The organism is Rhizobium sp. AN80A (genome assembly GCF_030053015.1).
Classification (GTDB): domain Bacteria; phylum Pseudomonadota; class Alphaproteobacteria; order Rhizobiales; family Rhizobiaceae; genus Rhizobium; species Rhizobium metallidurans.
Genome location: NZ_JASJPX010000003.1, coordinates 882,020 through 903,438 on the forward strand (window position 1 = coordinate 882,020; position 21,419 = coordinate 903,438).

Annotated in this window: 24 protein-coding genes and 2 riboswitches; of the genes, 14 read left to right on the forward strand and 10 right to left on the reverse strand. The window is 63.7% G+C overall.

Going from position 1 to position 21,419, the window contains the following annotated elements; all coding sequences use genetic code 11:
- Positions 1-20: 20 nt before the first annotated feature.
- The 4 genes from sufC to P3R82_RS15865 all read left to right on the forward strand — a co-directional run bounded on the left by sufC (position 21) and on the right by P3R82_RS15865 (position 3,824).
- Positions 21-776 (forward strand): Fe-S cluster assembly ATPase SufC, encoded by a 756-nt coding sequence (gene sufC / locus P3R82_RS15850; protein WP_183901782.1) that lies wholly within the window; start codon positions 21-23, stop codon positions 774-776.
- Positions 777-800: 24 nt separating this feature from the next.
- Positions 801-2,075: a Fe-S cluster assembly protein SufD gene (sufD, locus tag P3R82_RS15855; RefSeq protein WP_283194524.1), complete on the forward strand. Its 1,275-nt coding sequence runs from the start codon at positions 801-803 to the stop codon at positions 2,073-2,075.
- A 12-nt stretch (positions 2,076-2,087) separates the two neighbouring features.
- Positions 2,088-3,329 carry a cysteine desulfurase gene (locus tag P3R82_RS15860; protein ID WP_283194525.1) on the forward strand — a complete coding sequence of 414 codons (1,242 nt, stop codon included), beginning with the start codon at positions 2,088-2,090 and terminating at the stop codon, positions 3,327-3,329.
- 114 nt (positions 3,330-3,443) lie between these two features.
- Complete coding sequence (locus P3R82_RS15865; protein WP_183901779.1) at positions 3,444-3,824, forward strand: SUF system Fe-S cluster assembly protein; 381 nt, start codon at positions 3,444-3,446, stop codon at positions 3,822-3,824.
- A gap of 3 nt (positions 3,825-3,827) precedes the next feature.
- Here P3R82_RS15865 and P3R82_RS15870 read toward each other — a convergent pair whose 3' ends face one another.
- Positions 3,828-4,130, reverse strand: a complete 303-nt coding sequence (locus P3R82_RS15870; protein ID WP_283194526.1) for an addiction module antidote protein — start codon at positions 4,128-4,130, stop codon at positions 3,828-3,830.
- Positions 4,127-4,429 carry a type II toxin-antitoxin system RelE/ParE family toxin gene (locus P3R82_RS15875; protein ID WP_283194527.1) on the reverse strand — a complete coding sequence of 101 codons (303 nt, stop codon included), beginning with the start codon at positions 4,427-4,429 and terminating at the stop codon, positions 4,127-4,129. Before P3R82_RS15875 ends, P3R82_RS15870 begins: the two co-directional genes overlap by 4 nt.
- Before the next feature lie 152 nt (positions 4,430-4,581).
- On the opposite strand from P3R82_RS15875, the gene sufA reads away from it, so the two are divergent.
- A complete protein-coding gene (sufA, locus tag P3R82_RS15880; RefSeq protein ID WP_283194528.1) occupies positions 4,582-4,974 on the forward strand; it encodes a Fe-S cluster assembly scaffold SufA in 393 nt (130 codons plus the stop codon).
- Positions 4,975-5,133: 159 nt separating this feature from the next.
- Positions 5,134-5,754 carry a LysE family transporter gene (locus P3R82_RS15885; protein WP_283196357.1) on the forward strand — a complete coding sequence of 207 codons (621 nt, stop codon included), beginning with the start codon at positions 5,134-5,136 and terminating at the stop codon, positions 5,752-5,754.
- Positions 5,755-5,923: 169 nt separating this feature from the next.
- On the opposite strand, the gene P3R82_RS15890 is transcribed toward P3R82_RS15885, so the two are convergent.
- Positions 5,924-6,874, reverse strand: a complete 951-nt coding sequence (locus P3R82_RS15890) for an IS110 family transposase (RefSeq protein WP_283194529.1) — start codon at positions 6,872-6,874, stop codon at positions 5,924-5,926.
- Between the two features lie 1,040 nt (positions 6,875-7,914).
- On the opposite strand from P3R82_RS15890, the gene P3R82_RS15895 reads away from it, so the two are divergent.
- Positions 7,915-8,589: a VIT1/CCC1 transporter family protein gene (locus P3R82_RS15895; RefSeq protein WP_283194530.1), complete on the forward strand. Its 675-nt coding sequence runs from the start codon at positions 7,915-7,917 to the stop codon at positions 8,587-8,589.
- A 16-nt stretch (positions 8,590-8,605) separates the two neighbouring features.
- Here P3R82_RS15895 and P3R82_RS15900 read toward each other — a convergent pair whose 3' ends face one another.
- Together P3R82_RS15900 and P3R82_RS15905 are read right to left on the reverse strand one after the other, a co-directional pair.
- The gene (locus tag P3R82_RS15900) at positions 8,606-10,459 is read right to left on the reverse strand and encodes an ABC transporter ATP-binding protein (RefSeq protein WP_283194531.1); all 1,854 of its coding nucleotides are present in this window, start codon (positions 10,457-10,459) and stop codon (positions 8,606-8,608) included.
- A 144-nt stretch (positions 10,460-10,603) separates the two neighbouring features.
- Complete coding sequence (locus P3R82_RS15905) at positions 10,604-10,744, reverse strand: hypothetical protein (RefSeq protein ID WP_283194532.1); 141 nt, start codon at positions 10,742-10,744, stop codon at positions 10,604-10,606.
- A 216-nt stretch (positions 10,745-10,960) separates the two neighbouring features.
- On the opposite strand from P3R82_RS15905, the gene P3R82_RS15910 reads away from it, so the two are divergent.
- On the forward strand, positions 10,961-11,434 hold the full coding sequence (locus tag P3R82_RS15910) for a cupin domain-containing protein (protein ID WP_283194533.1): 474 nt from the start codon (positions 10,961-10,963) through the stop codon (positions 11,432-11,434).
- Between the two features lie 12 nt (positions 11,435-11,446).
- Here the strand turns inward: P3R82_RS15910 and P3R82_RS15915 are convergent, their stop codons facing one another.
- From P3R82_RS15915 to P3R82_RS15935, 5 genes are all read right to left on the reverse strand, one after another.
- The gene (locus P3R82_RS15915; RefSeq protein WP_283194534.1) at positions 11,447-11,719 is read right to left on the reverse strand and encodes a DUF982 domain-containing protein; all 273 of its coding nucleotides are present in this window, start codon (positions 11,717-11,719) and stop codon (positions 11,447-11,449) included.
- Between the two features lie 316 nt (positions 11,720-12,035).
- Entirely contained in the window at positions 12,036-14,900 is a 2,865-nt protein-coding gene (gene gcvP / locus P3R82_RS15920) for an aminomethyl-transferring glycine dehydrogenase (RefSeq protein ID WP_283194535.1), read from the reverse strand.
- Positions 14,900-15,262, reverse strand: a complete 363-nt coding sequence (gcvH, locus tag P3R82_RS15925; protein WP_112945865.1) for a glycine cleavage system protein GcvH — start codon at positions 15,260-15,262, stop codon at positions 14,900-14,902. The genes gcvP and gcvH overlap by 1 nt, the downstream gene beginning before the upstream one ends.
- A gap of 431 nt (positions 15,263-15,693) precedes the next feature.
- Positions 15,694-16,830: a glycine cleavage system aminomethyltransferase GcvT gene (gene gcvT, locus P3R82_RS15930; protein WP_283194536.1), complete on the reverse strand. Its 1,137-nt coding sequence runs from the start codon at positions 16,828-16,830 to the stop codon at positions 15,694-15,696.
- Positions 16,831-16,900: 70 nt separating this feature from the next.
- Positions 16,901-16,982: riboswitch (glycine riboswitch) on the reverse strand.
- A gap of 3 nt (positions 16,983-16,985) precedes the next feature.
- Positions 16,986-17,073, reverse strand: a riboswitch (glycine riboswitch).
- Positions 17,074-17,184: 111 nt separating this feature from the next.
- Positions 17,185-17,454 carry a hypothetical protein gene (locus P3R82_RS15935; RefSeq protein ID WP_183902103.1) on the reverse strand — a complete coding sequence of 90 codons (270 nt, stop codon included), beginning with the start codon at positions 17,452-17,454 and terminating at the stop codon, positions 17,185-17,187.
- A 202-nt stretch (positions 17,455-17,656) separates the two neighbouring features.
- On the opposite strand from P3R82_RS15935, the gene P3R82_RS15940 reads away from it, so the two are divergent.
- From P3R82_RS15940 to P3R82_RS15965, 6 genes are all read left to right on the forward strand, one after another.
- Entirely contained in the window at positions 17,657-17,815 is a 159-nt protein-coding gene (locus P3R82_RS15940; RefSeq protein WP_283194537.1) for a hypothetical protein, read from the forward strand.
- A gap of 68 nt (positions 17,816-17,883) precedes the next feature.
- Entirely contained in the window at positions 17,884-18,261 is a 378-nt protein-coding gene (crcB, locus tag P3R82_RS15945; protein WP_283194538.1) for a fluoride efflux transporter CrcB, read from the forward strand.
- Between the two features lie 121 nt (positions 18,262-18,382).
- Positions 18,383-19,375 carry an RluA family pseudouridine synthase gene (locus tag P3R82_RS15950; RefSeq protein WP_183902100.1) on the forward strand — a complete coding sequence of 331 codons (993 nt, stop codon included), beginning with the start codon at positions 18,383-18,385 and terminating at the stop codon, positions 19,373-19,375.
- A gap of 32 nt (positions 19,376-19,407) precedes the next feature.
- Positions 19,408-20,061, forward strand: coding sequence for an HAD-IA family hydrolase (locus tag P3R82_RS15955; RefSeq protein ID WP_283194539.1), 654 nt, complete (start codon positions 19,408-19,410; stop codon positions 20,059-20,061).
- Between the two features lie 8 nt (positions 20,062-20,069).
- On the forward strand, positions 20,070-20,864 hold the full coding sequence (locus P3R82_RS15960) for an ATP12 family chaperone protein (RefSeq protein WP_283194540.1): 795 nt from the start codon (positions 20,070-20,072) through the stop codon (positions 20,862-20,864).
- 75 nt (positions 20,865-20,939) lie between these two features.
- Positions 20,940-21,410, forward strand: coding sequence for a hypothetical protein (locus P3R82_RS15965; protein ID WP_283196358.1), 471 nt, complete (start codon positions 20,940-20,942; stop codon positions 21,408-21,410).
- Positions 21,411-21,419 lie beyond the last annotated feature (9 nt).

A 21,419-nucleotide genomic window follows, 5' to 3' on the forward strand; every position in this document is an offset into this window, starting at 1 on the left:
AGACCTGAAGGATAAAGAGAATGCTTGAAATCAAGAACCTGCACGCCCGCATCGCCGAAGACGGCACCGAGATCATCAAGGGGCTGAACCTCACCGTGAAGGCGGGCGAAGTGGCTGCGATCATGGGGCCGAACGGCTCCGGCAAGTCGACGCTGTCCTACATCCTGTCCGGTCGTGACGATTACGAGGTCACCGAGGGCGACATTCTCTACAACGGCGAGAGCATTCTCGAACTCGATCCGGCGGAGCGCGCCTCCAAGGGCATCTTCCTCGCCTTCCAGTATCCGGTCGAGATTCCCGGCGTCGCCACCATGCAGTTCCTGAAGGTCGCGATGAACGAGCAGCGCAAGGCGCGCGGCGAGGAAGAGCTGAAGACGCCTGATTTCATGCGCCTCGTCAAGGATGCGGCCGCCAAGCTGCAGATCAACACCGAGATGCTGAAGCGTCCCCTGAACGTCGGCTTCTCCGGCGGTGAGAAGAAGCGCGCCGAGATCCTGCAGATGGCGCTGCTGGAGCCTCAGCTTTGCATCCTCGACGAAACCGACAGCGGCCTCGACATCGACGCGCTGAAGATCGTCGCCGACGGTGTCAACGCGCTGCGCTCGCCCGACCGCGCCACCATCGTCATCACCCACTACCAGCGCCTGCTTGACTACATCGTGCCGGATACCGTTCACGTTCTCTACAAGGGCCAGATCATCAAGAGCGGCGACAAGACGCTGGCGCATGATCTGGAAGCCAACGGTTATGCCGACATCATCGGCGCGGCGGCCTGATCTAGGCGGAAAGGAACTGGTCGCATGAACATGCAGACGACGACCCGCCTGACCGCCGCTGAAGCGGCGCTGATCGAGGCGTTCAACAACGAGATCGGCGAGCTGCCGGGCGATGGCGCCGTGATCGCCATTCGCGACCGGCTGCTCGACGACCTGAAGACTTCGGGGCTTCCAACGCGCCGCGTCGAGGCCTGGCACTACACCGACCTGAAGACGCTGCTGCGCGCCGTGCCCGTACAGGCAGGCGACGCCGGCTCCGACGCCCGCGATCCGCTGGTCGAGGGTTCGGCCGTGCTGTCCGTCATCCAGGGACGTCCTGATCACAAGGCGCGCGCCGGCGATCTCGCGATCTCGTGCTATGCCGACCAGCTGTCGGATGGTTCGGCCGCCGATCGCCTCGGCGCGCTCGACAAGGACGACGCGGTCGGCCGGATCAACGGCAGCTTCGTGCGCGACGGCTACGTCATCGACGTGCCCACCGAGGCCGTGCTTGAAGAGCCGCTGGAGATCCAGTTCGTGCATGCTGGCGGCCAGACGCATATGCGCCTTCCGGTCAGCATCGGCGCCGCCGTCCAGGCGACCGTGATCGAACGTCACCTGTCGGTGACGGCGGACGCGGCGCTGGTTTCGCATGTCAGCGACGTCACGGTCGGCGAGGGCAGCGAAGTGACCTGGATCATCCTGCAGCAGCAGGGCGGCGACGATACGCATCTCGGCCAGATCCGCGTCGAGCTTGCCGCGAACGCCAAGCTGAAGCTGTTCGTCATCAATGCCGGCGGCCAGCTGGTGCGCCAGGAACTGCATATCAAGGTGGCGGGCGAGGGTGCTGACCTGACGCTGCGCGGGATCAACCTGCTCGGCGCCGAGACGCATACCGACGTGACCATGGTGCTCGGCCACAACGTGCCGCATACCGGTTCCACCGAGATCATCCGCAACGTCGTCTTCGACCGCGCCAGGGGCGTGTTCCAGGGCATGATCCGGGTGGCACCGGACGCGCAGAAGACCGACGCGAAGATGGCGTGCAACACGCTGCTGATGTCCGACGACGCCGAGTTCTCGGTGAAGCCGGAGCTCGAGATCTTCGCCGACGACGTGCAATGCGGCCATGGCGCCACGGTTGCCGATATCGACCACAACCATCTCTATTATCTGATGGCGCGTGGTATCCCGGAAAACAAGGCGCGCGCCATGCTCGTCAACGCCTTCGTTGCCGAGATCGTCGAGGAACTGGAAGACGAGGCCCTGGTCGAAGCGCTGGAAGGCGTGATCTCGGCCTGGCTCGAAAAGCACGCCTGATCGGACGAGATGATGGACAAGATAGTGCCCGCAACCGCCTATGACGTCGAAGCCATTCGCAAGGATTTTCCGATCCTTGCGAAGGAAGTGTACGGCAAGCCGCTGGTCTATCTCGACAACGGCGCCTCGGCCCAGAAGCCGCAGGTGGTGATCGACGCGATCAGCCACGCCTATTCCAGCGAATACGCCAATGTCCATCGCGGCCTGCACTTCCTGTCCAACGCCGCCACCGAAGCCTATGAAGCCGCGCGCGAAAAGGTGCGCCGCTTCCTGAACGCGCCGTCGGTCGACGACATCGTCTTCACCAAGTCCTCGACCGAGGCGATCAACACGGTCGCCTATGGCTGGGGCATGCCGAATATCGGCGAGGGCGACGAGATCGTCATCTCGATCATGGAGCACCACTCCAACATCGTGCCGTGGCATTTCATCCGCGAGCGGCAGGGCGCCAAGCTGGTCTGGGTCCCCGTCGACGACGAGGGTGCCTTCCACATCGAGGACTTCGAAAAGAGCCTCACCGAGCGCACCAAGCTGGTCGCCATCACGCATATGTCGAATGCGCTGGGCACGGTCGTTCCGGTCAAGGAGATCTGCCGGATCGCGCATGAACGCGGCATTCCTGTCCTCATCGATGGCTCGCAGGGCGCCGTCCACATGCCTGTCGATGTGCAGGATATCGATTGCGACTGGTACGTGATGACCGGCCACAAGCTCTATGGTCCCTCGGGGATCGGCGTGCTCTACGGCAAGAAGGATCGGCTGAAGGCGATGCGGCCGTTTCAGGGCGGCGGCGAGATGATCTTCGAGGTGACCGAGGATGCCGTCACCTACAACGACCCGCCGCACCGCTTCGAGGCCGGCACGCCGCCGATCGTGCAGGCGATCGGGCTCGGTTATGCGCTCGACTACATGGACAAGATCGGCCGCGAGGCGATCGCACTTCACGAGGCTGATCTGGGGGCCTATGCGGCCGAGCGGCTGCGCGACATCAATTCGCTGCGCGTCATCGGCAACGCGCCCGGCAAGGGCGGTATTTTCTCCTTCGAGATCGAGGGGCTGCATGCCCACGACGTCTCGACCGTGATCGACCGTCGCGGCGTCGCTGTTCGGGCCGGCACGCATTGCGCCATGCCGCTCTTGAAACGTTTCGGCGTCACCTCCACATGCCGTGCATCCTTCGGCATGTACAATACCCGTGCCGAGGTAGATGCCTTGGCCGACGCGCTCGAGTATGCGCGCAAGTTCTTTGGCTAGAGCTGTTCCATCTTTTTTCGAATGGAAGAACAGCTCTGGTTTGTTTTGTATACGCAATTCCGGACGGAAAACCGCTTCGCACTTTTCCTGGAATTGCTTTAAGGAGTGGTCCGCATGAGTTTGGACGATAGCGAACAGAAGATCGACGTGCGCGAAGGCATCGTGCATTCCAGCATTCCGGCCGACGAACTGGCGCGCCTCAGCGACGACGTCATCATGGCGCTGAAGACGGTCTACGACCCTGAAATTCCCGCTGACATCTTCGAACTCGGGCTGATCTACAAGATCGACATCGAGGACGACCGGATGGTCAAGATCATGATGACGCTGACAGCCCCCGGCTGCCCTGTTGCCGGCGAGATGCCCGGCTGGGTCGAAAACGCCGTCGGTTCCGTCGAAGGCGTGTCGGGCGTCGAAGTGGCGATGACCTTCGATCCGCCGTGGACGCCGGATCGGATGTCGGAAGAAGCGCAGGTGTCGGTCGGCTGGTATTGATGCTCAGGCCGCCGATCTGTCGCCGGGAATGACGGGCGCAATGCCGATGCCGAGCGCCTTCATCACTTTCATGATGGTAGCAAATTCCGGATTGCCCTGGCCGCTCAGCGCCTTGTAGAGCGCTGCACGGCTCATTCCGATCTCGCGTGCCAGTTCGCTCATGTTGCGGGCTTTGGCCACGACGCCGAGGCTTTTGGCGATAAAGGCCGCGTCCTGGGTTTCGAAGGCGGCGGCGATGAACTCCTCGATCGCTTCTTCGCTGTCGAGAAATTCGGCGGCGTCAAAGGGCAGGGTCTCTGTCGTCATCGTGCGTCCTTCCATTCCCTTGCGAGGCGCTTCGCCTCGATGATATCGCGGGTTTGCGTCGACTTGTCGCCGCCGCTAAGCAGCACGATCAGCGTCGAGCGGTCCATCGTGACATAGATCCGGTAGCCCGGTCCGTAGTCGATGCGCAGTTCGCTTACGCCATCGCCGACCGCCTTGATGTCACCGAGATGCCCGGTCTCGATGCGCAGCAGCCGCGAAGCGATCCGGGCAACGGCGCGGCGATCTCTCTGCCGTGAAAGCCATTTGGCGAAAGTCGCCGTTTGAACCACCGTTAGCATGAAGAATGCATCCTGTGGAGTACACAAATCGATGAAAAAGCATTTGAAGGCAATGATCTCGGCATTCGATATTGAAGCATCGATCATCGCCGCTTAAATTGGAAAGAACAAGCGCCGGACCTTGACCCCGGTTGCGGAAGGAGAATGGGCCCATGGGCTTTGCAGTCATGAGCATGACCGACACCGCCGCCGCGCGCGTGAAGGCGATCGTCGAGAATTCCGGGCCGGAGGCGAAGGGGATCTGCGTCGGTATCAAGAAGGGTGGCTGCGCGGGGATGGAGTATACCATCGACCTCGTCACCGAACCCAATGCCAAGGACGACCTGATCGAGCGCGATGGCGCGCGCGTGTGGATCGAGCCGTCGGCGGTTCTCTATCTGCTTGGCACCGAGATGGGCTTCGAGCAGACGACGCTGCGCTCCGGCTTCACCTTCACCAATCCGAACCAGACGTCGGCTTGCGGCTGCGGCGAATCGGTCGAACTGAAGCCCGCCGATCTGGCGGCGCTCGCGGCGCGCGGCGATGCCGTGGTGCCTGCGCGGTAAAGACCGCGGCGTCGACCGCAACCGTGCCTCCATTATGGCCCGGTATTTTCTCTCGGGTATTTTGTCATGAGACATTTCGTCTTGAGCAATTCGCAAGGGGCCGCCGGTTTCGGCGGCTTTTTCGTTGCGGCGCGCGCCAGAGCGTTTAAGACCCGCCAGATGTTTCTGCTGCTCCTCAAGGGCGCTCTCCTGGGTGTCATCATCACCGCGCCGCTCGGGCCGATCGGCATGCTGTGCATCAACCGGACGCTGGAGCGCGGCTTCCTCGCCGGCTTTTCCTGCGGTTTCGGCACGGCGATCGGGGATGCCAGCTATGCGCTGGTGGCCGTCACCGGCATCGCGGTTTTCGCCGAAGCCATGTCGATGGCGACCTTGCCGCTGGCGATCGGCGGCGGATTGCTGCTTCTGTTTATCGGTTGGCGCGGGCTGACCCATGACCCGGCTCAAGCGGCCGAGATCGGCGCCGGCGGCCTGCTTGCCACCACGGTCGCGACCTTCCTGCTCACCATATCCAACCCGGCGACGATCCTCTCCTTCGGGGCGCTGTTCGCCGGCTTCGGCCTGCTCGACGAGACGAGGCGCTTCAGTTCGGTCGCGATCGTCGGTGGCGTCTTTGCGGGCTCGCTGGCCTGGTGGTTCTGCCTCAGCGGCGCGGTCAGCCTGGCGCGTGATCGGTTGTCGGAGAATTTCACCACGAAGGTGATGCGGGCGACGAGTTGGCTGCTGATCGTCTTTGGTGTCGTGGCGCTTGGCTCGGCGGCGTATACGTTGCTTGGGTGAGGGGTTTGCGGGTTAGAGGTGGCTGGCGTTGTGCCGGTGGCCCCCTCATCCCCGGTGCAACTTTGTTGCACCTGAAACCTTCGGGCACCTTCTCCCCGTTGGGGCGAAGGGGAGGTTGGCGCGAGCGGCTTGCCACGAATCTCTTCTCCCCGCGGGGAGCAACCATGTCTCATCTTCTCACATATTTCGGCGTCCATTCGGTCTGTCGGGTGAGGATTGTGTTGGCGAGAATGACGAGTTTGCGGGCCACCGCGATGACCGCGCACAGGTGCTCCTTGCCGTTGCCGCGCAACCGCTTGTAGAAGGCCGCGAGATCCGGATTGTGCCGGCTGGCGGTGAAGGCGCACATGAAAAGGCTCTTGCGCAGCCGTTCGCGACCGCCCTGGATCCGGCGCCTGCCGCGATGCTTGCCGCTGTCGTCATCATAGGGTGCGACACCGGCAAGGGCGGCGACCTCGTTGCGGCCGGCATGGCCGAGTTCGGGCATGCGGATGACGAGGCACAGCGCGCTGCGCATTCCGATCCCCTTGATGGAGACCAGAAGATCGAGCCGCCGCGCCAGATCGGGGTCGTCGCGCACCAGCTTTTCGAGCCGCAGCATATGCGCATTGCGGCAGGTCTCGAGCCTGGCGATTTCGCGGGCGTGGCGGCGCTTGACGATCTCAGGCACGGCGGTCTCGGCGAATGTCTTCACCAGCGCGACCTGCTGTTCGATCTGCTCCAGATAGGTCAGTTCGGCCGAAAGCCGGTCGAAGCGGGCATCGGGCAGCGCCGGCAGCGTCTTCAGGCTGGCGGTGAAGACGGCAATCAGCGTGGCGTCCAGCCGGTCGTTCTTGGCCCGCTGCAGCCGGCTTCTGGCGAAGTACCGCAATTGCGCCGGCTGCAGGCGCGCCGCCGGGCGCTTCTTGCCCCGCAGATGCACCATCAGCCGCCATTCGTAGCCACCGGAGGCTTCGAAGCCGACCCTTTTGACATCATGCTCTTGAAGAAAGGCGTCGAGCCGCTTCAGGCCCGCCGCGTCGTAGGTGACCCGCAGCCGCGCGTCACCGGGATGGATGGCGATGTCGAGATGGCTTTTGCCGACATCGATTCCGGCACAGATCATGCTATCATCGGTCATCTTCGTCGTCCCTGTCTTGGATACGAACCCCAAGGTTCCTGCAACCACACGGGCCTGATGAAGAGCCGGTTGCGATCCTGCTCCCCACAGCCCCTGACGGCTGAGAAGGTGACGATCCGACAACCAACTGCCGGGCGGGCGGCCACCCGCCCGGCAGAAACAACTATCTCATATTTTGATCATCCAAGAAGGTGGCGGCAGCCGGATGAGGGGGTTGCGGGCGCTGACGTTGGCCACTTTTAAAACTCCCACCTGCAAAACAGCATGCGTTTCCCCCGGCAGGGTCTTTCCCCCCCGGTTGATACGGTATCTGATCGGACGGGGCGCCAAAAGCTGCCTCGTAAATAGTTTAGTTTTGTTGACACCTTCCGGCGCCCCGTTCGGCGGTCTGCTATCGTGTCCTGGTTCCTTTACCGGGTGATCGGCATCTTTTCAGAGATATGCTCGCGGGATTGTTCTTGTTCTTGAGGCTTTCGCTCCCCGGGCATCCCGAAGGGCCGTCTTGATCGACGCCGGGAGGGCCTCCACGGACCTGTCGCCCGCGGCACCCCGGCGCCGTTCCGCAAAACCCTTTCGGGCTCAACGGTCGGCCAGTCGCCGTCCCTCATGTGCATAGGCGCGTGGTATCGGCGAACCGACCTTCGCACCCGCACACCAACTCTTCGCTGGCGGGACCATTCCGCGACGCCCCTCGTTTCACCCTGCGTCAGGGGCTTCCCGAAAGCGCCGGTCCCGCCTCGCCGGTAACGCAACCGGTGTATCCGAAGACGGGACGGGGTGAGTGTGGCGCAGGCGGTGAGCGCGGGGATGAAAAAATGGCCATGCTGCTGATTTCGTTGCCGGAGCACTGATTTTCATCAACGTGCATGCGGCGAGCGTGGGCGTGCGGCAAAGAGACGAGCCACTCCGCATAACCCTGGATCCGGGCCGTCGATCCGGGCCCTTGATCCGGCTCAATGAAGAAACCGGCCATTTCGACCATAGTTCGCTGTCGCATGCCGGCAGGGCGACGGGTGGATGTTGCCGGTTGGAACAAGGCCGTGACGTTCAGGACGATCCGCTCCATCTTCGAGACGCTCGATCCGGGCGACGCGCTCGCCGAAGTGCTTTTCGGCCTGATCATGGCGCTGACCTGGACGATCGGTTCCAGGCTCGTGATGCAGGAAGAGGGGCTTGATGTCAGGGGCCTGATCGTCTCGACACTCGGATGCAACATCGCCTGGGGGCTCATCGACGCCGTGCTGCGCATTCTTGGCACGACGTTCTTCAGGAACAGGCGGTTGCAGCTGTTCGCGAAGATCAGGACGGCGCGCGACGAAGCCGCAGCCCTTGCCGTGATCCGCAAGGAGTTTCCAACCGAGGGGGCGGCGCTCTCGGTCGACGATGCCGATGCCGAGGCGCTCTATCGGTCGGTGCTGACGCTTGCCGGCCGGTCTACGCCGCGCCGGCTTTCCTTGACGAGAGACGATCTTGTCGCGGCGCTCGCGGTGTTTCTGCTGGTTTCGGCGACGGCCATTCCGGCGGTCATCCCCTTCTTCCTGATCGCGGATGGCGAACGCGCCTTGCGGGTGAGCAACCTGCTGCTGACCGGCCTGCTGTTCTTTACCGGATATGCATGGGCCGGCTTTTCCGGCGGCAGGCCACTGCACGCGGGAGTGACCATGACCTGCCTTGGGTTGGCCCTGGTCGGCATTGCCGTGGTGCTGGGTGGCTGACGCGTGAGCGGTCTAGCTAGCCGACCTCCTCGGGGATGAAACCGCCGGTCTGGCGTTTCCATAGACGCGCGAAGAGGCCGTCTCCTTCGGCCAGTTCGGCGGGGCTTCCCTCCTCGACGATGCGTCCCTGGTCGAGCACGACGATGCGGTCCATCATGGCGATGGTCGAGAGGCGGTGGGCGATGGCGATGACGGTCTTTCCCCGCATCACCAGATCGAGCTTTTCCTGAATGGCGGCTTCGGATTCGCTGTCGAGTGCCGATGTCGCCTCGTCGAGCACCAGGATCGGCGCGTCCTTCAAAAGGACGCGGGCGATGGCCACGCGCTGGCGCTGGCCGCCCGAGAGCTTGATGCCACGATCGCCGACATAGGCGTCGTAGCCCTTACGCCCCTCGGCGTCGCGCAGATCGGCGATGAACCGGTCGGCGCTCGCTGTCCTTGCCGCCTGTTCGATCTCGTCGCGCGCCGCCTCCGGCCGGCCGTAACGGATATTGTCGCCGACGGAGCGGTGCAGCATCGAGACGTCCTGCGCGATGACGCCGATGTTGCGGCGAAGGCTCGCCTGGGTGACATCGCGGATATCCTGGCCGTCGATCCGGATGGTGCCCGAGCCGACGTCGTAGAAGCGCAGCAGCAGGCTCACCAGCGTCGTCTTGCCCGCGCCGGAGAGCCCGACCAGGCCGACCTTCTCGCCGGGACACAGCGTGAGCGACAGGTTGGCGACGACCGCTTTGCCGGCCTTGTAGGCGAAGGTCACGTCGTCGAAGCGTATTTCGCCGCGGCTGACATCGAGATCGACGGAATCGGCGCGGTCGGTGATGGTCGGCGGTGTCGTCATCACCGGCATGGCGTCCTTGATCGTGCCGATCGCCTGGAAGATCTGCTGGCCCATCTGCAGGAAGGTGAAGGTGTGACCGGAGAGGCGTTGCAGCACATAGACGGCGCCGACGAACTCCCCGATCGTCAGGAACTGCCTGATCAGGCCGGTGAAGCCGATCGTCAGGATCGCCAGCCACAGGAGCATGTTGAGCGCCACGACGATGAGCTCCGAGGTGCGATAGATCCGCTGCTCGCGGTGCTGGGTGCTGATCGACGTGCCGATGATGCTTCGGATGGCGCCGGCCTCGCTGTCTTCGGCGGCGAACTGCTTGATCATCTGCATGTTGGTGTAGAGATCGGTGATGGCGCCGGCAACCAGGCTGCGCTGCCTGGCGGTGCTGCGCGACCGCTCGGTGAAGACGGGCGCCATCTTGACCGCGAGCGCGACGTTGAGCGCGATCCAGATGGCGGCGGGCACGGCGAGCTGCCAGGAGAGCGCGCTCAGGAGGACCACCGAGCCGACCATCTGCAGCAGGAAGCGCGGGATCGACTGGAAGGCTGCGATGATCTGTTGCTGCACGGCCGACGACACCTGCTGCAGCCGCGAGGCGACCTGGCCGGCGTAGAGATCATGGAAGAAGGCGAGATCCTGCCGCTCCACCGCCTTGTGCCCCTGCCACTGGATGGCGGCGGGCATGCCGACGCCGAGCGTGTGCGAGGTCAGCGTATTGACGAGAAAGGAGGCGACCGGCATGGCCGGGAAGATCAGCAGCCCGAGGACGGTGAGAAGCGGCCATTGCTCGCCGAGGAAGAGCGCGGCACCTTTCTGTGTGACGCCGTCGACGATGACGGACAGGCCCCAGACGATCGCCAGGTTCATCGCCTCGATCGCCATCGATGACAGCGCCAGCGCGATCAGCACGCCGCGGAACATCGAGATGAAATGCAGGAGGACGGCGACCGGCCCTTTCGACGGCAGCGGCTGGTAGGGGATGTCGAGCGGCCGGATCAGGCGCTCGAAGGGGCGGTAGATGGCATCTGAAATCGACATGGGGTCTCTGGTCCGTTGCCGGTAACGCAGTCGTTTCCCGTCGGGATTGACGGGATCACGCAAACAGGCCTGGTGGTCTCATGTCCTCACGCGGTGACTGGAGATGGCGCACGAGACGTTCATAGGCGGCGAAGGCTGGCGACGTCAGTGCAAGGACGCCGAATGCCAGAGGGCAGTTGGCCGCCGTGGCGGATCGAAGAGTTTCGGCGGGCCGATCACGGCTGTGGCCGCGCGCGGGGCGGGGAGGTCGACTTCCCGCGCGATCATGCTGATGACAGGCGACATGCGATCCTCCTCGTCTGGATGAACGGTGACGTGCTCGAGTGTCGATAAGTGGAGATTATAGCAATTTTCGCGCGCATCAAGCTTTCGCGATGCCGTGTTTGACGCGCTGTGCGTGCATGTTTTGCTGGAGGCTAGCGGCGCTCGACGGGGCTTGGTAGAGCTTTGTGTCTGCCATCTAGGGCGGTTTCTCTTTCAATCCCGCAAGGATACCGTGTCATGACCATCGAGATGTCTCATTCCAAAGCGACCGAAGAGGTCATCAAGATACCGGCGATCGGATTGGAGCTCGGCGTGCGGGTCGATCCATCGACGACAGGCGGCGCGTTCTGCTTCATCGACACGGTCAACGCGCCCGGCTTCGGGCCGCCGCGCCATCGGCACAAGGAGACCGAGGTCTTCCGGGTGATGGAGGGGCGGTATCTGTTCGAGGTGGATGGCGCGCGGTTTTACGCCGATGAGGGCGATGTCGTCACTGTCCCCGGTGGTGCCGCGCATGCCTTCGTCAACGTGACCGACCGGCCGGCGCGGCAGTATATCCTGATCGCGCCGGGACTCGATGCGCGGGCCTTCTTCCTCGGGCTTGCCGACGTCATGCGCGACGGGCGGCCGGATACGGCGGCGCTCAATGTCTTCGCCAAGACATGGGACGTGGAGTTTCTGGGGCCGCCGCTGACGGTGCCGACCGAGTGACAGCCCGTCCGCTCAATCCTTCCTGATATCGATGCCGGCCTCGAGCGCCGCGGCGATGAAGGCCTTGCGGGCGTCGTCGTTGCTGCGCTTGCCCTTGATGACGTCGGCGCAGATCAGCAGCGCCTTGTCGAGCGCGGGGCCGTCTTCCGTCGGCCAGTCCTCGATCATCGCCCAGGAGGCGGCCTGGGTGGTGGCGATGGTGACGTACTGGCCGGGCTCCTCCAGCGCCAGCGTCACGGGCTGAGGCCAGGGCTGTTGGGTGAGATCGCCGTCGGATTTTGCCATGAAACTGCTCGCCTGTTGTCTATTGCCGCGTGGCGGCCTGCTTAAAGCGACGGGCGGGTGGGGGCAAGCGGAAAGACGCGGGATGTGAGCCATCGGGCGATGATGGCGGGGGAGGAGCGGTGGGTGCGCAGCAGGTGGCTTTGTCCATGCCGGTGCGGCTTTGGTGGGCGTGCTTAGATCCTCGGGACGAGCCAGAGGATGACGGTCGAGAGCGGATTGTGGCTCGATATCAACAGGTTGGCGCTGCGCCGTTTCTGCACCATCCCCAAAAACACCAAAACGCCCGGACAAAGCCGGGCGTCTCGATCTCGTATCCCTACTCGGCCGCTTCGGCGTAATCCTCGAGCGGCGGGCAGGTGCAGATCAGGTTGCGGTCGCCGAAGACGTTGTCGACGCGGTTGACCGGGGACCAGTATTTGTCCACGCGGAAGGCGCCGGGGGGGAAGCAGGCCTGTTCGCGCGAATAGGGGCGATCCCATTCGCCGACAAGGTCTTCGACCGTGTGCGGGGCGTTCTTCAGCGGGTTGTTGGTCTTGTCGGAGCGGCCTTCCTCGATGTCGCGGGCTTCCTGGCGGATCGCCAGCATCGCCTCGCAGAAGCGGTCGAGTTCGGCCTTGGTTTCCGATTCCGTCGGTTCGATCATCAGCGTGCCGGCAACGGGCCAGCTCATGGTCGGCGCATGGAAACCGCAGTCGATCAGGCGCTTGGCGACGTCGTCGACGGTCACGCCTGCTCTGTCGACCAGCGGGCGCGTGTCGATGATGCACTCATGCGCCACGCGGCCGGCCTCGGACTTGTAGAGCACGTCGTATTCGCCCTTCAGCCGGGCGGCGATGTAGTTGGCGTTGAGGATCGCCACCTTGGTTGCCTGCGTCAGGCCTTCGCCGCCCATCATCAGGCAGTAGCTCCAGGAGATCGGCAGGATGGATGCCGAGCCGAAGGCTGCCGCGGAGACCGCACCCGAACGGCCGTCGGTTTCGGGATGGCCGGGGAGGTGGGGCGCGAGGTGCGACTTGACGCCGATCGGGCCCATGCCGGGTCCGCCGCCGCCATGCGGGATGCAGAAGGTCTTGTGCAGGTTGAGGTGGCTGACGTCGGAGCCGATGTCACCAGGGCGGGACAGGCCGACCATGGCGTTCATGTTGGCGCCGTCGAGATAGACCTGGCCGCCATGCCTGTGCACGAGATCGCAGATCTCCTTCACCGTTTCCTCGAACACGCCATGCGTCGAGGGGTAGGTGATCATGCAGCAGGAGAGGTTGTCCGAATACTGCTCGGCCTTGGCGCGGAAATCGTCGAGGTCGATGTCACCGTTTTCGCGAACCTTGACGACCACGACCTTCATGCCGACCATCTGGGCGGATGCCGGGTTGGTGCCGTGCGCGGACGTCGGAATCAGGCAGACGTCGCGATGGCCGTTGCCGTTGGCGATGTGGTAGTTGCGGATCGTCAAGAGGCCGGCATATTCGCCCTGCGCGCCGGAGTTCGGCTGCATGGAGAAGGCGTCGTAGCCGGTGACGGCGCAGAGCTTTTCGGTGAGGTCGTCGATCATCTCGCGATAGCCGAGTGCCTGATCGGCCGGCACGAAGGGATGGATATCCGAAAACTCGGGCCAGGTGATCGGCAGCATTTCGGCCGTGGCGTTGAGCTTCATCGTGCAGGAGCCGAGCGGGATCATCGAGCGGTCGAGCGCCAGATCGCGGTCCGAGAGGCGACGGATGTAACGCGTCATCTCGCTTTCGGCGCGGTTCATGTGGAAGATCGGATGCGTCAGGTACTCGCTGGTACGCGCGAGGCCCTTGGGCAGGCGATAGCTGGGCTCGAAATCGGCGACGGCGAAGTTGCCGCCGAAGGCGCGCCAGACGGCTTCCAGCGTCGCCGGGCGGGTGCGCTCGTCGAGGCTCATGCCGATCTTGGTGGCGCCGACCTTGCGCAGGTTGACGCCTTCGGCGACCGCCGCGCGCAGGATGACGCCCTGCATGTGGCCGACGTCGACGGTGATGGTGTCGAAGAAGGTTTCCGGCTCTATGGTGTAGCCGAGCTTTTCCAGACCCTTGGCCATCAGCACGGCCTTCTGGTGGACTTGCTGGGCGATCGCCTTGATGCCCTTGGGGCCATGGAAGACGGCGTACATCGAGGCCATGACGGCGAGCAGAACCTGCGCGGTGCAGATGTTCGACGTCGCCTTTTCGCGGCGGATGTGCTGTTCGCGGGTCTGCAGCGACAGGCGGTAGGCGCGGTTGCCGCGGGCATCGACGGAGACGCCGACCAGACGGCCGGGCATGGAGCGCTTGTGGGCGTCCTTGACCGACATGTAGGCCGCGTGCGGGCCGCCGTAGCCGACGGGAACGCCGAAGCGCTGCGACGAGCCGATGGCGATGTCGGCGCCCATTTCGCCGGGTGACTTCAGAAGCGTGAGCGCCAGGATGTCGGCGGCGACGATGGCGATGGCGCCGGTCTGGTGCAGGCGCGAGATCAGGCCGGTGAAATCATGCACATGACCGTGCGTGCCCGGATACTGGAAGATGGCGCCGAAGACGTCGACCGGGTCGAGATCGGTGAACGGGTTGCCGATGACGACGCTCCAGCCGAGCGGCTCGGCGCGGGTCTTGATCAGCTCGATCGTCTGCGGATGGCAGGCGGCGTCGACGAAGAAGGACTTGGCCTTCGACTTGGAGACGCGCTCGGCCATCGCCATGCCTTCGGCGGCGGCCGTTGCTTCGTCGAGCAGCGAGGCGTTGGCGACGTCGAGGCCGGTCAGGTCGCAGATCATCGTCTGGTAGTTCAAGAGCGCCTCGAGGCGGCCCTGGGAGATTTCCGGCTGGTAGGGGGTATAGGCCGTGTACCAGGCCGGGTTTTCCAGGATGTTGCGCTGGATGACCGGCGGCGTGATCGTGCCGTAATAGCCCTGGCCGATCAGCGAGGTCAGGACCTTGTTCTTGTTGGCGGTTTCGCGCAGCTTGTCGAGCGCCTCCCGCTCCGTCATCGGCGCGCCCCAGACGAGCGGCGCCTTCTGGCGGATGGAGGGCGGCACGGTCGCGTCGATCAGCCCGTCGAGGCTGTTATAGCCGATAACCTTGAGCATATCGGTCATTTCGGCCGGCGAGGGGCCGATGTGACGACGATTGGCGAAGTCGTAGGGCTGGTAGTCGGTAAACTGGAATTCCGTCGGCGTCGTCATTACGCGGTGAGCTCCTTGTATGCCGCTTCGTCGAGCAGGCCATCGGCATCGGCGGCGTTGGCAAGCTTCAGCTTGAAGAACCAGCCAGACCCTTGAGGATCGGAATTGACCAGCGACGGATCGGCGACGATGGCCGGGTTCACTTCGGTGATTTCACCTGCGAGCGGGCAGTAGACATCCGAGGCCGCCTTGACGGATTCGACGGTGGCCGCGTTGTCGTTCTTGCCGAAGGTGGCGCCGACTTCAGGCAGTTCCACGAACACCAGATCGCCGAGTTGCTCGACGGCATAGGTGGTGATGCCGACGGTGGCGACACCGGCTTCGATCTGCAGCCATTCGTGTTCTTCGGTGAATTTCAGCATGGGATGGTCCTCTCTGGGGAATGGGGTGATTGGGTGGTTTAAGTGGAGGCGATGGTGGAGGCTTTGCCGGGTGATACCCCCCTCTGTCCTGCCGGACATCTCCCCCACAAGGGGGGAGATCGGCGAGTGGCCAGGTCTAGGTCAAACAATGAAGGTTGAGCGAGCGGGTGCGTCCAGCCAATCTCCCCCCTTGTGGGGGAGATGTCCGGCAGGACAGAGGGGGTACCCCACGCGCAATGCTAACAGCGGCGGCCCGCTCCACGCTCACCGTTTGGCAAGGCGCTTGCTCCGGGTCGATCTCCCCTCTTGTGGGGGAGATGCCCGGCAGGGCAGAGGGGGGTAATCCTCGCGCAACGCCAGCGACGGCGGCCTGCGAACAGTGCGCCTGAATAGGCAGTGCAACGATATGGATCGCCGCCGCGCTCATGGTCTTATCGCTTGTACGTCGGAGCGACGAAGGGCAGGGCCGCGACGGTGACCGGCAGGTACTTGCCGCGTACCTCGGCGTAGACGACCGTTCCGACATCGGCAGAGGCGACCGGTACGTAGCCCATGGCAACAGGGCCTTCGGCGCTCGGGCCGAAGCCGCCTGAGGTCACTTCGCCGATCTCGGTCTTGCCTTCCTGGTCGGCGTAGAGCTTGGCGTGGCCGCGCACCGGCGCCTTGCCATCGGGCTTCAGGCCGACGCGGCGGCGGGTGGCGCCGTGGTCGAGTTCGGAGAGGATGCGTTCAGCGCCGGGGAAGCCGCCGGCGCGGGCGCCGCCCGATTTGCGGGCCTTCTGGATGGCCCAGACGAGGGCTGCCTCGACGGGGGTCGTGGTCGTGTCGATGTCGTTGCCATAGAGGCAAAGGCCGGCTTCGAGGCGCAGGCTGTCGCGGGCGCCGAGGCCGATCGGCTCGACGTCGGGATGTTCGAGCAACCGCTTGGTGACATCGACGGCCATCTCCGAGGGGATCGAGATCTCGTAGCCGTCCTCGCCGCTGTAGCCGGAGCGCGAGACAAGACAGGAGACGTCGTGCAGGCGGCAATGGCGGACGTCCATGAACTTCATGGCGGCGACATCGGCCCAGAGTTCGGCCAAGGCTTCGACGGCGCGCGGACCCTGCAGCGCGATCAGCGCGCGGTCGAGCACCGTGATGTCGCAAGTGTCGGAAAGGTGTTTTTGGAGGTGCGCGACGTCGGCATCCTTGCAGGCGGCGTTGACGACGACGAAGAGGTGGTCGTCGAGATGGGTGATCATCAGGTCGTCGAGGATGCCGCCGTTGTCGTCGGTGAAGAAGCCGTAGCGCTGGCGTCCTTCGGCAAGCCCGAGGATATCGACCGGAACGAGGCTTTCGAGCGCGAGCGCTGCGTCCTCATACTTGCCCGACTTCGCCTTGATGACGACCTGGCCCATGTGGGACACATCGAAGAGACCGGCGGCCGCGCGGGTCTGCAGATGTTCCTTCATGACGCCGGCTGGATATTGCACCGGCATGTCATAGCCCGCGAAGGGTACCATGCGGGCGCCGAGCGACAGATGCAGGTCATGCAGCGGGGTTTTCTTCAGGGCAGCAGTATCGTCCAAGGACGCCTCCGGTGTTTGCGCGTGGGTTCCATGCGCGGGCTCAATATTCGGGCGCGGTTGCGCCTTGTTTCGAGCCCCCTCTGTCTGTTTGCCTGAGATTGTTATCCCTTCGGCGCACGTTTTTTTAAACGCGTCTCTCCAGAGTTCCGTCTGCCCCTTGCTGGTCCTTTTGCCTGAGAGTTTCCGGGGCGGTTGCTCCTTCGGCACCGGCTGCGACGAGCCGGCTTCTCCCAACAAGGTTGAGCGCAATTATCTGGCGATGGTGCGGCTTGGCAAGGGGGAATGTCGCCGGCGAGCAATTTTTTGTCGCGTGCATCTGCCGATCGGCTCCCGCAGGGATCGCGACCGGTGGTCTCAGTCTTCCTCGTAGAGCTTGAGAGCCTGCTGCAGGGCGGCCTGCGGCTGACGCTGGCCCATGGTCATCAGGTCGAGCGCGACTTCGGTCGAGTTGATGACGGCGGCCGTTTCATCGGGGCCTTCGTCGGCATCGGCGTGGCGCTGCCGTTCGGCCACCTTGCGGGCGTCCTTGGCGGCGGTGCTCGCGGATACGCGCGGGGCGATGCGCAGCGCTTCAAACGCCGCTGCCGCCGTACTTGCCGAAATGGAACCAACGAGAACTGACATGTGACAGATTTAGGACGGCGCACCTTCCCGTGCCGCTAAGAATATCGCTAAAATATGAGCGAATGTGATGGTTCTTGTGCCGTGCTTCTGCTTTTTGCGATATATTTCAAATGTAGTGCGCCGCTAGATCTTTCTCATGGCCTCGTTACTTTCCGCGTTACTCGAAAACATGATCGTCAAATCCTTCAAAGGAGGAGTTCAGATGCACCGTTTTCACGCGCTTGCGCTTGTCGGAGCGCTGCTTGCAACCGCCTTCATCGCCACGGCCTGCACGTCGACCGCGCCGAGCCGCAATGGCGACATGCCAATGAACTCGGCCTGCGCGCTGGGATTCAACAACGACCGGCCGTGCAGCTATTGAGGTGTCGGGGTGAATTGTAGCGATCACTGTCGATTGGCAACGCTTCCGGCCTGCGCTACACAAGCGGCATGATCCAGGCTCTTCTCGTCGCCGTCGGCGGCGCCATCGGTTCGGTGCTTCGCTATTATGTCGGCCAGTGGTCGTTGCGGCTGATGGGGCCGGGCTTTCCGTGGGGGACGCTTGCCGTCAATGTTGTCGGTTGTTTCGTGATCGGGGTTTTCGCCGAGCTGATCGCGCGGCGGTTCAATGCCTCGAACGAATTGCGGCTGCTGTTGATCACCGGGTTTCTCGGCGGCTTCACGACATTCTCCGCCTTTTCGCTGGATGCGATTTCGCTGATCGAGCGCGGGGCGATGGCGTCGGCGGCGGTCTATATGGTGGCGAGCGTGGGGCTGTCGATGGCGGCGGTTTTCGCCGGGCTTGCGATGATGCGCGCGTTGATCTGAGGTCAGACATGGGCTGATCTGACGTCTTCTGAGATTCAGGTTTCCGTTTTTGCGTAAAATGCTCTAAAGCCAGCGGCAAAGGCCGCGCCTGGTGCCGGCAACTCTTTCCGAAAGTACAGACATGGCTGGCATTGAACATATTACCGTCGAAGCCGACGAGGCGGGCATGCGCCTCGATCGTTGGTTCAAGATCCACTATCCCGGCCTCGGATTCGGTCCGCTGCAGAAGCTGATGCGTTCCGGCCAGGTGCGTGTCGATGGCGGCCGCGTGAAGACCGATGCGCGCGTGCAGCCGGGGCAGGTGGTGCGGGTGCCGCCGCTCGATGTCGACGCCAAGAAGAGCGGGCCGATCGCCAGCCACGATCTCAAGCATGGCGGCGACTACGAACTGTTGCAGCGCATGGTTTTGCATGAGGACGACAAGGTGATCGTGCTCAACAAACCGGCCGGCCTTGCCGTGCAGGGCGGTTCCGGCGTGACGCGCAACATCGACAAGATGCTGGAGGCCTGGACGAGCCCGAAGGGCGAAAAGCCGAGGCTGGTTCACCGCCTCGACCGCGACACCTCTGGCGTGCTGGTCATCGCCCGCACGCGCGGTGCGGCGCAGAAGCTGACGGCGGCGTTTCGCGAGCGCGACACCAAGAAGACCTACTGGTCGCTGGTCAAGGGCGTGCCGCGCAAGCACGAGGACAAGATCTCGACCTGGCTGGTGAAGGAACAGACGCCCGACGGTGACCGTATGCGTGTCTGCAAGCACGGCGAGGAGGGCGCCGACCACGCGATCTCCTATTACAAGGTGCGCGAGACGGCGGCCCAGAACCTCGCCTGGCTGGAGATGGAGCCCTATACCGGCCGCACGCACCAGCTGCGCGTCCACGCGCTGCATATCGGGCACCCGATCATTGGCGATCCCAAGTATTTCGACGACGACCACAACTGGGATTTCCCCGGCGGTATCCAGAAGCGGCTGCATCTGCACGCCCGCAAGATCGACGTTCCGCATCCGAGCGGCGGGCGCCTGCGGGTGACCGCGCCGCTGCCGCCGCACATGGTCCAGACCTGGAACCTGCTCGGCCTCGATCTGGCGGAAGCGGACCGGGAAGACTTCGAATAAACTTGGGAATGACGCTTGAAATGAATTCGGGAATGAAACTGGCATTGTTCGATTGCGACGGCACGCTTGTCGATAGCGCCGCGCTGATCCATGAGGTGATGGCGCGCACCTTCGTGCATTTCGGCCATGACCGGCCCGATATCTCGCAGACCAAGGCGATCATCGGGCTGACGCTCGATATCGCCATCGCGCGCATGCAGGGCAAGCCGCATGTGGACGACGAGGCGGTGGCGATGACCGCGCACTACAAGGCGATCTACGCCGATGTGCGCGCCGAAGCCGGCGTCGACGTGCCGCTGTTCGACGGTATCGGCGAGTTGATCCGGACGCTGGCCGAGAAGGACGAGGTGTTGATCGGCGCGGTGACGGGAAAGTCGCGTCGGGGACTGGTGCACATTCTCGAGACGCACGGTTTTGCAGGCGATTTCATCGTCTCGCGCACCGCCGACGATTGCCCGTCGAAACCGCATCCGGCCATGGTGACGGAATGCTGCAGCGAAACGGGGATGAATCCCGCCGACACCATTGTCATCGGCGATGCGATCTACGATATGCAGATGGCGAAGGCGGCCGGTGCCACGGCGATCGGCGTGTCCTGGGGCTATGCCAGCGTCGACGAGCTGGTCGCGGCCGGCGCCGATATGATCGCCTACCATCCGGCCGACATACTGAAGCATTTTTCCTGAGGTGAGCCATGCGTGATCTGTTGAACGACCTGTCCGAGGGGCTGAGCCATCCCGATCCGATCCGCCGCGCGCAGATCCAGATGAAGAAGCCGCTGCCCAAGCGCTTCTACAAGGACGTCTCGGTCAGCGAGGCCCAGGGCACCGACGCCGGCTTCGTGGTCGCGCTCGACGGCAAGCCGGTGCGCACGCCGGCCCGCAATCTCCTGGCTGCGCCGACGCGCAAGCTCGCCGAGCTGATGGCGGGCGAGTGGACGGCGCAGGGCGACGAGATCGATCCGGCCTCCATGCCCGTCACCAAGCTGATCAACACGGCCATCGACGGCGTTGCGACCGACACGCAGGCGGTGTTCGAGGACATACTGCGCTTTTCCGGCACCGACATGCTGTGTTACCGCGCCGAGGGTCCGGAAGAGCTGGTGGCGCGGCAGACCGCGCTCTGGGACCCGGTGCTCGACTGGGCGTCGAACGCGCTCGGCGCACGCTTCATCCTGGCCGAGGGCATCGTCCACCAGCAGCAGCCGCAAAGCGCCATCGCTGCGTTTTCGGCGGCGCTGCGCAAGCACGACAACGCGATCGCGCTCGCGGTGCTGCACACGATCACGACGCTGACGGGCTCGGCGCTTTTGGCGCTGGCGTTTGCCGAAGGCGAGCTCGATGAAAACGAAGTCTGGTCGCTCGCGCATCTCGAAGAGGACTGGACGATCGAGCACTGGGGCAGCGACGAAGAGGCGCAAGAGCGGCGCGCGTTGCGTTTCATCGATTTTCTCGCCGCCACCCGTGCTTTTTTGGCACTGAAGGGCTGAAATAGATTGCCATGACCGTCTTTATGGCGAAGATCGCGACTCTTAGTGGGGTGGACGCGGTTTTTCGTCATGAATATGTTTCAGTCGGTTGTTTCCAAAATCTTATTTTCGCTTGTCGCACTCGTTTCGAGCCTGGCGCTGGCTTCCTGCGGCTCGCTGATGCCGAAGGAGGCGCCGGGTCCGGTTTATGACGTGCGCAGCGCCGTGGTCGTCTCCGGGCCGAAAGTGCCGCCCGCAGTGCTTGCCGGCGTGGGCGATCGGGTCAACAAGGCGATCAACGCCACGGTGCGCAAGGAGGTCTATCCGCGCGTCGTGCTGACCATCCGCGTCGTTTCCGTCGCCAAGGAGCAGGGGTACGACAAGAGCCAGAGCTCGGCGAAGATCACCGTCGATGCGGCGTCGGTCGACGACGGCACCGTCATCGCCGTCTCGCAGTTCGAGGTGCTCAGCCGCTCGAACCTTTCGGATGCGTCCGACGAAATTCTTGCTGAAAACATCGCGGCGCGTATCCGGTCGATCTTCACGCTCAGCCCGGGTTCGGAATAATCGCGCCGT

Bases quoted from the DNA above. Each gene is read 5' to 3' on its own strand.
- P3R82_RS15870 (WP_283194526.1), bottom strand. From the start codon at position 4,130: ATGACGACAGAGACCCTGCCCTTTGACGCCGCCGAATTTCTCGACAGC.
- P3R82_RS15950 (WP_183902100.1), top strand. From the start codon at position 18,383: ATGGCTGGCATTGAACATATTACCGTCGAAGCCGACGAGGCGGGCATG.
- gcvP (WP_283194535.1), bottom strand. From the start codon at position 14,900: ATGACGACGCCGACGGAATTCCAGTTTACCGACTACCAGCCCTACGAC.
- P3R82_RS15905 (WP_283194532.1), bottom strand. From the start codon at position 10,744: ATGTCGCCTGTCATCAGCATGATCGCGCGGGAAGTCGACCTCCCCGCC.
- sufD (WP_283194524.1), top strand. From the start codon at position 801: ATGAACATGCAGACGACGACCCGCCTGACCGCCGCTGAAGCGGCGCTG.
- P3R82_RS15860 (WP_283194525.1), top strand. From the start codon at position 2,088: ATGGACAAGATAGTGCCCGCAACCGCCTATGACGTCGAAGCCATTCGC.
- P3R82_RS15875 (WP_283194527.1), bottom strand. From the start codon at position 4,429: ATGCTAACGGTGGTTCAAACGGCGACTTTCGCCAAATGGCTTTCACGG.
- P3R82_RS15865 (WP_183901779.1), top strand. From the start codon at position 3,444: ATGAGTTTGGACGATAGCGAACAGAAGATCGACGTGCGCGAAGGCATC.
- crcB (WP_283194538.1), top strand. From the start codon at position 17,884: ATGATCCAGGCTCTTCTCGTCGCCGTCGGCGGCGCCATCGGTTCGGTG.
- P3R82_RS15955 (WP_283194539.1), top strand. From the start codon at position 19,408: ATGAAACTGGCATTGTTCGATTGCGACGGCACGCTTGTCGATAGCGCC.
- gcvH (WP_112945865.1), bottom strand. From the start codon at position 15,262: ATGCTGAAATTCACCGAAGAACACGAATGGCTGCAGATCGAAGCCGGT.
- P3R82_RS15935 (WP_183902103.1), bottom strand. From the start codon at position 17,454: ATGTCAGTTCTCGTTGGTTCCATTTCGGCAAGTACGGCGGCAGCGGCG.
- P3R82_RS15940 (WP_283194537.1), top strand. From the start codon at position 17,657: ATGCACCGTTTTCACGCGCTTGCGCTTGTCGGAGCGCTGCTTGCAACC.
- sufC (WP_183901782.1), top strand. From the start codon at position 21: ATGCTTGAAATCAAGAACCTGCACGCCCGCATCGCCGAAGACGGCACC.
- P3R82_RS15915 (WP_283194534.1), bottom strand. From the start codon at position 11,719: ATGGCAAAATCCGACGGCGATCTCACCCAACAGCCCTGGCCTCAGCCC.
- P3R82_RS15885 (WP_283196357.1), top strand. From the start codon at position 5,134: ATGTTTCTGCTGCTCCTCAAGGGCGCTCTCCTGGGTGTCATCATCACC.
- P3R82_RS15960 (WP_283194540.1), top strand. From the start codon at position 20,070: ATGCGTGATCTGTTGAACGACCTGTCCGAGGGGCTGAGCCATCCCGAT.
- P3R82_RS15910 (WP_283194533.1), top strand. From the start codon at position 10,961: ATGACCATCGAGATGTCTCATTCCAAAGCGACCGAAGAGGTCATCAAG.
- sufA (WP_283194528.1), top strand. From the start codon at position 4,582: ATGGGCTTTGCAGTCATGAGCATGACCGACACCGCCGCCGCGCGCGTG.
- P3R82_RS15900 (WP_283194531.1), bottom strand. From the start codon at position 10,459: ATGTCGATTTCAGATGCCATCTACCGCCCCTTCGAGCGCCTGATCCGG.
- P3R82_RS15965 (WP_283196358.1), top strand. From the start codon at position 20,940: ATGTTTCAGTCGGTTGTTTCCAAAATCTTATTTTCGCTTGTCGCACTC.
- P3R82_RS15890 (WP_283194529.1), bottom strand. From the start codon at position 6,874: ATGACCGATGATAGCATGATCTGTGCCGGAATCGATGTCGGCAAAAGC.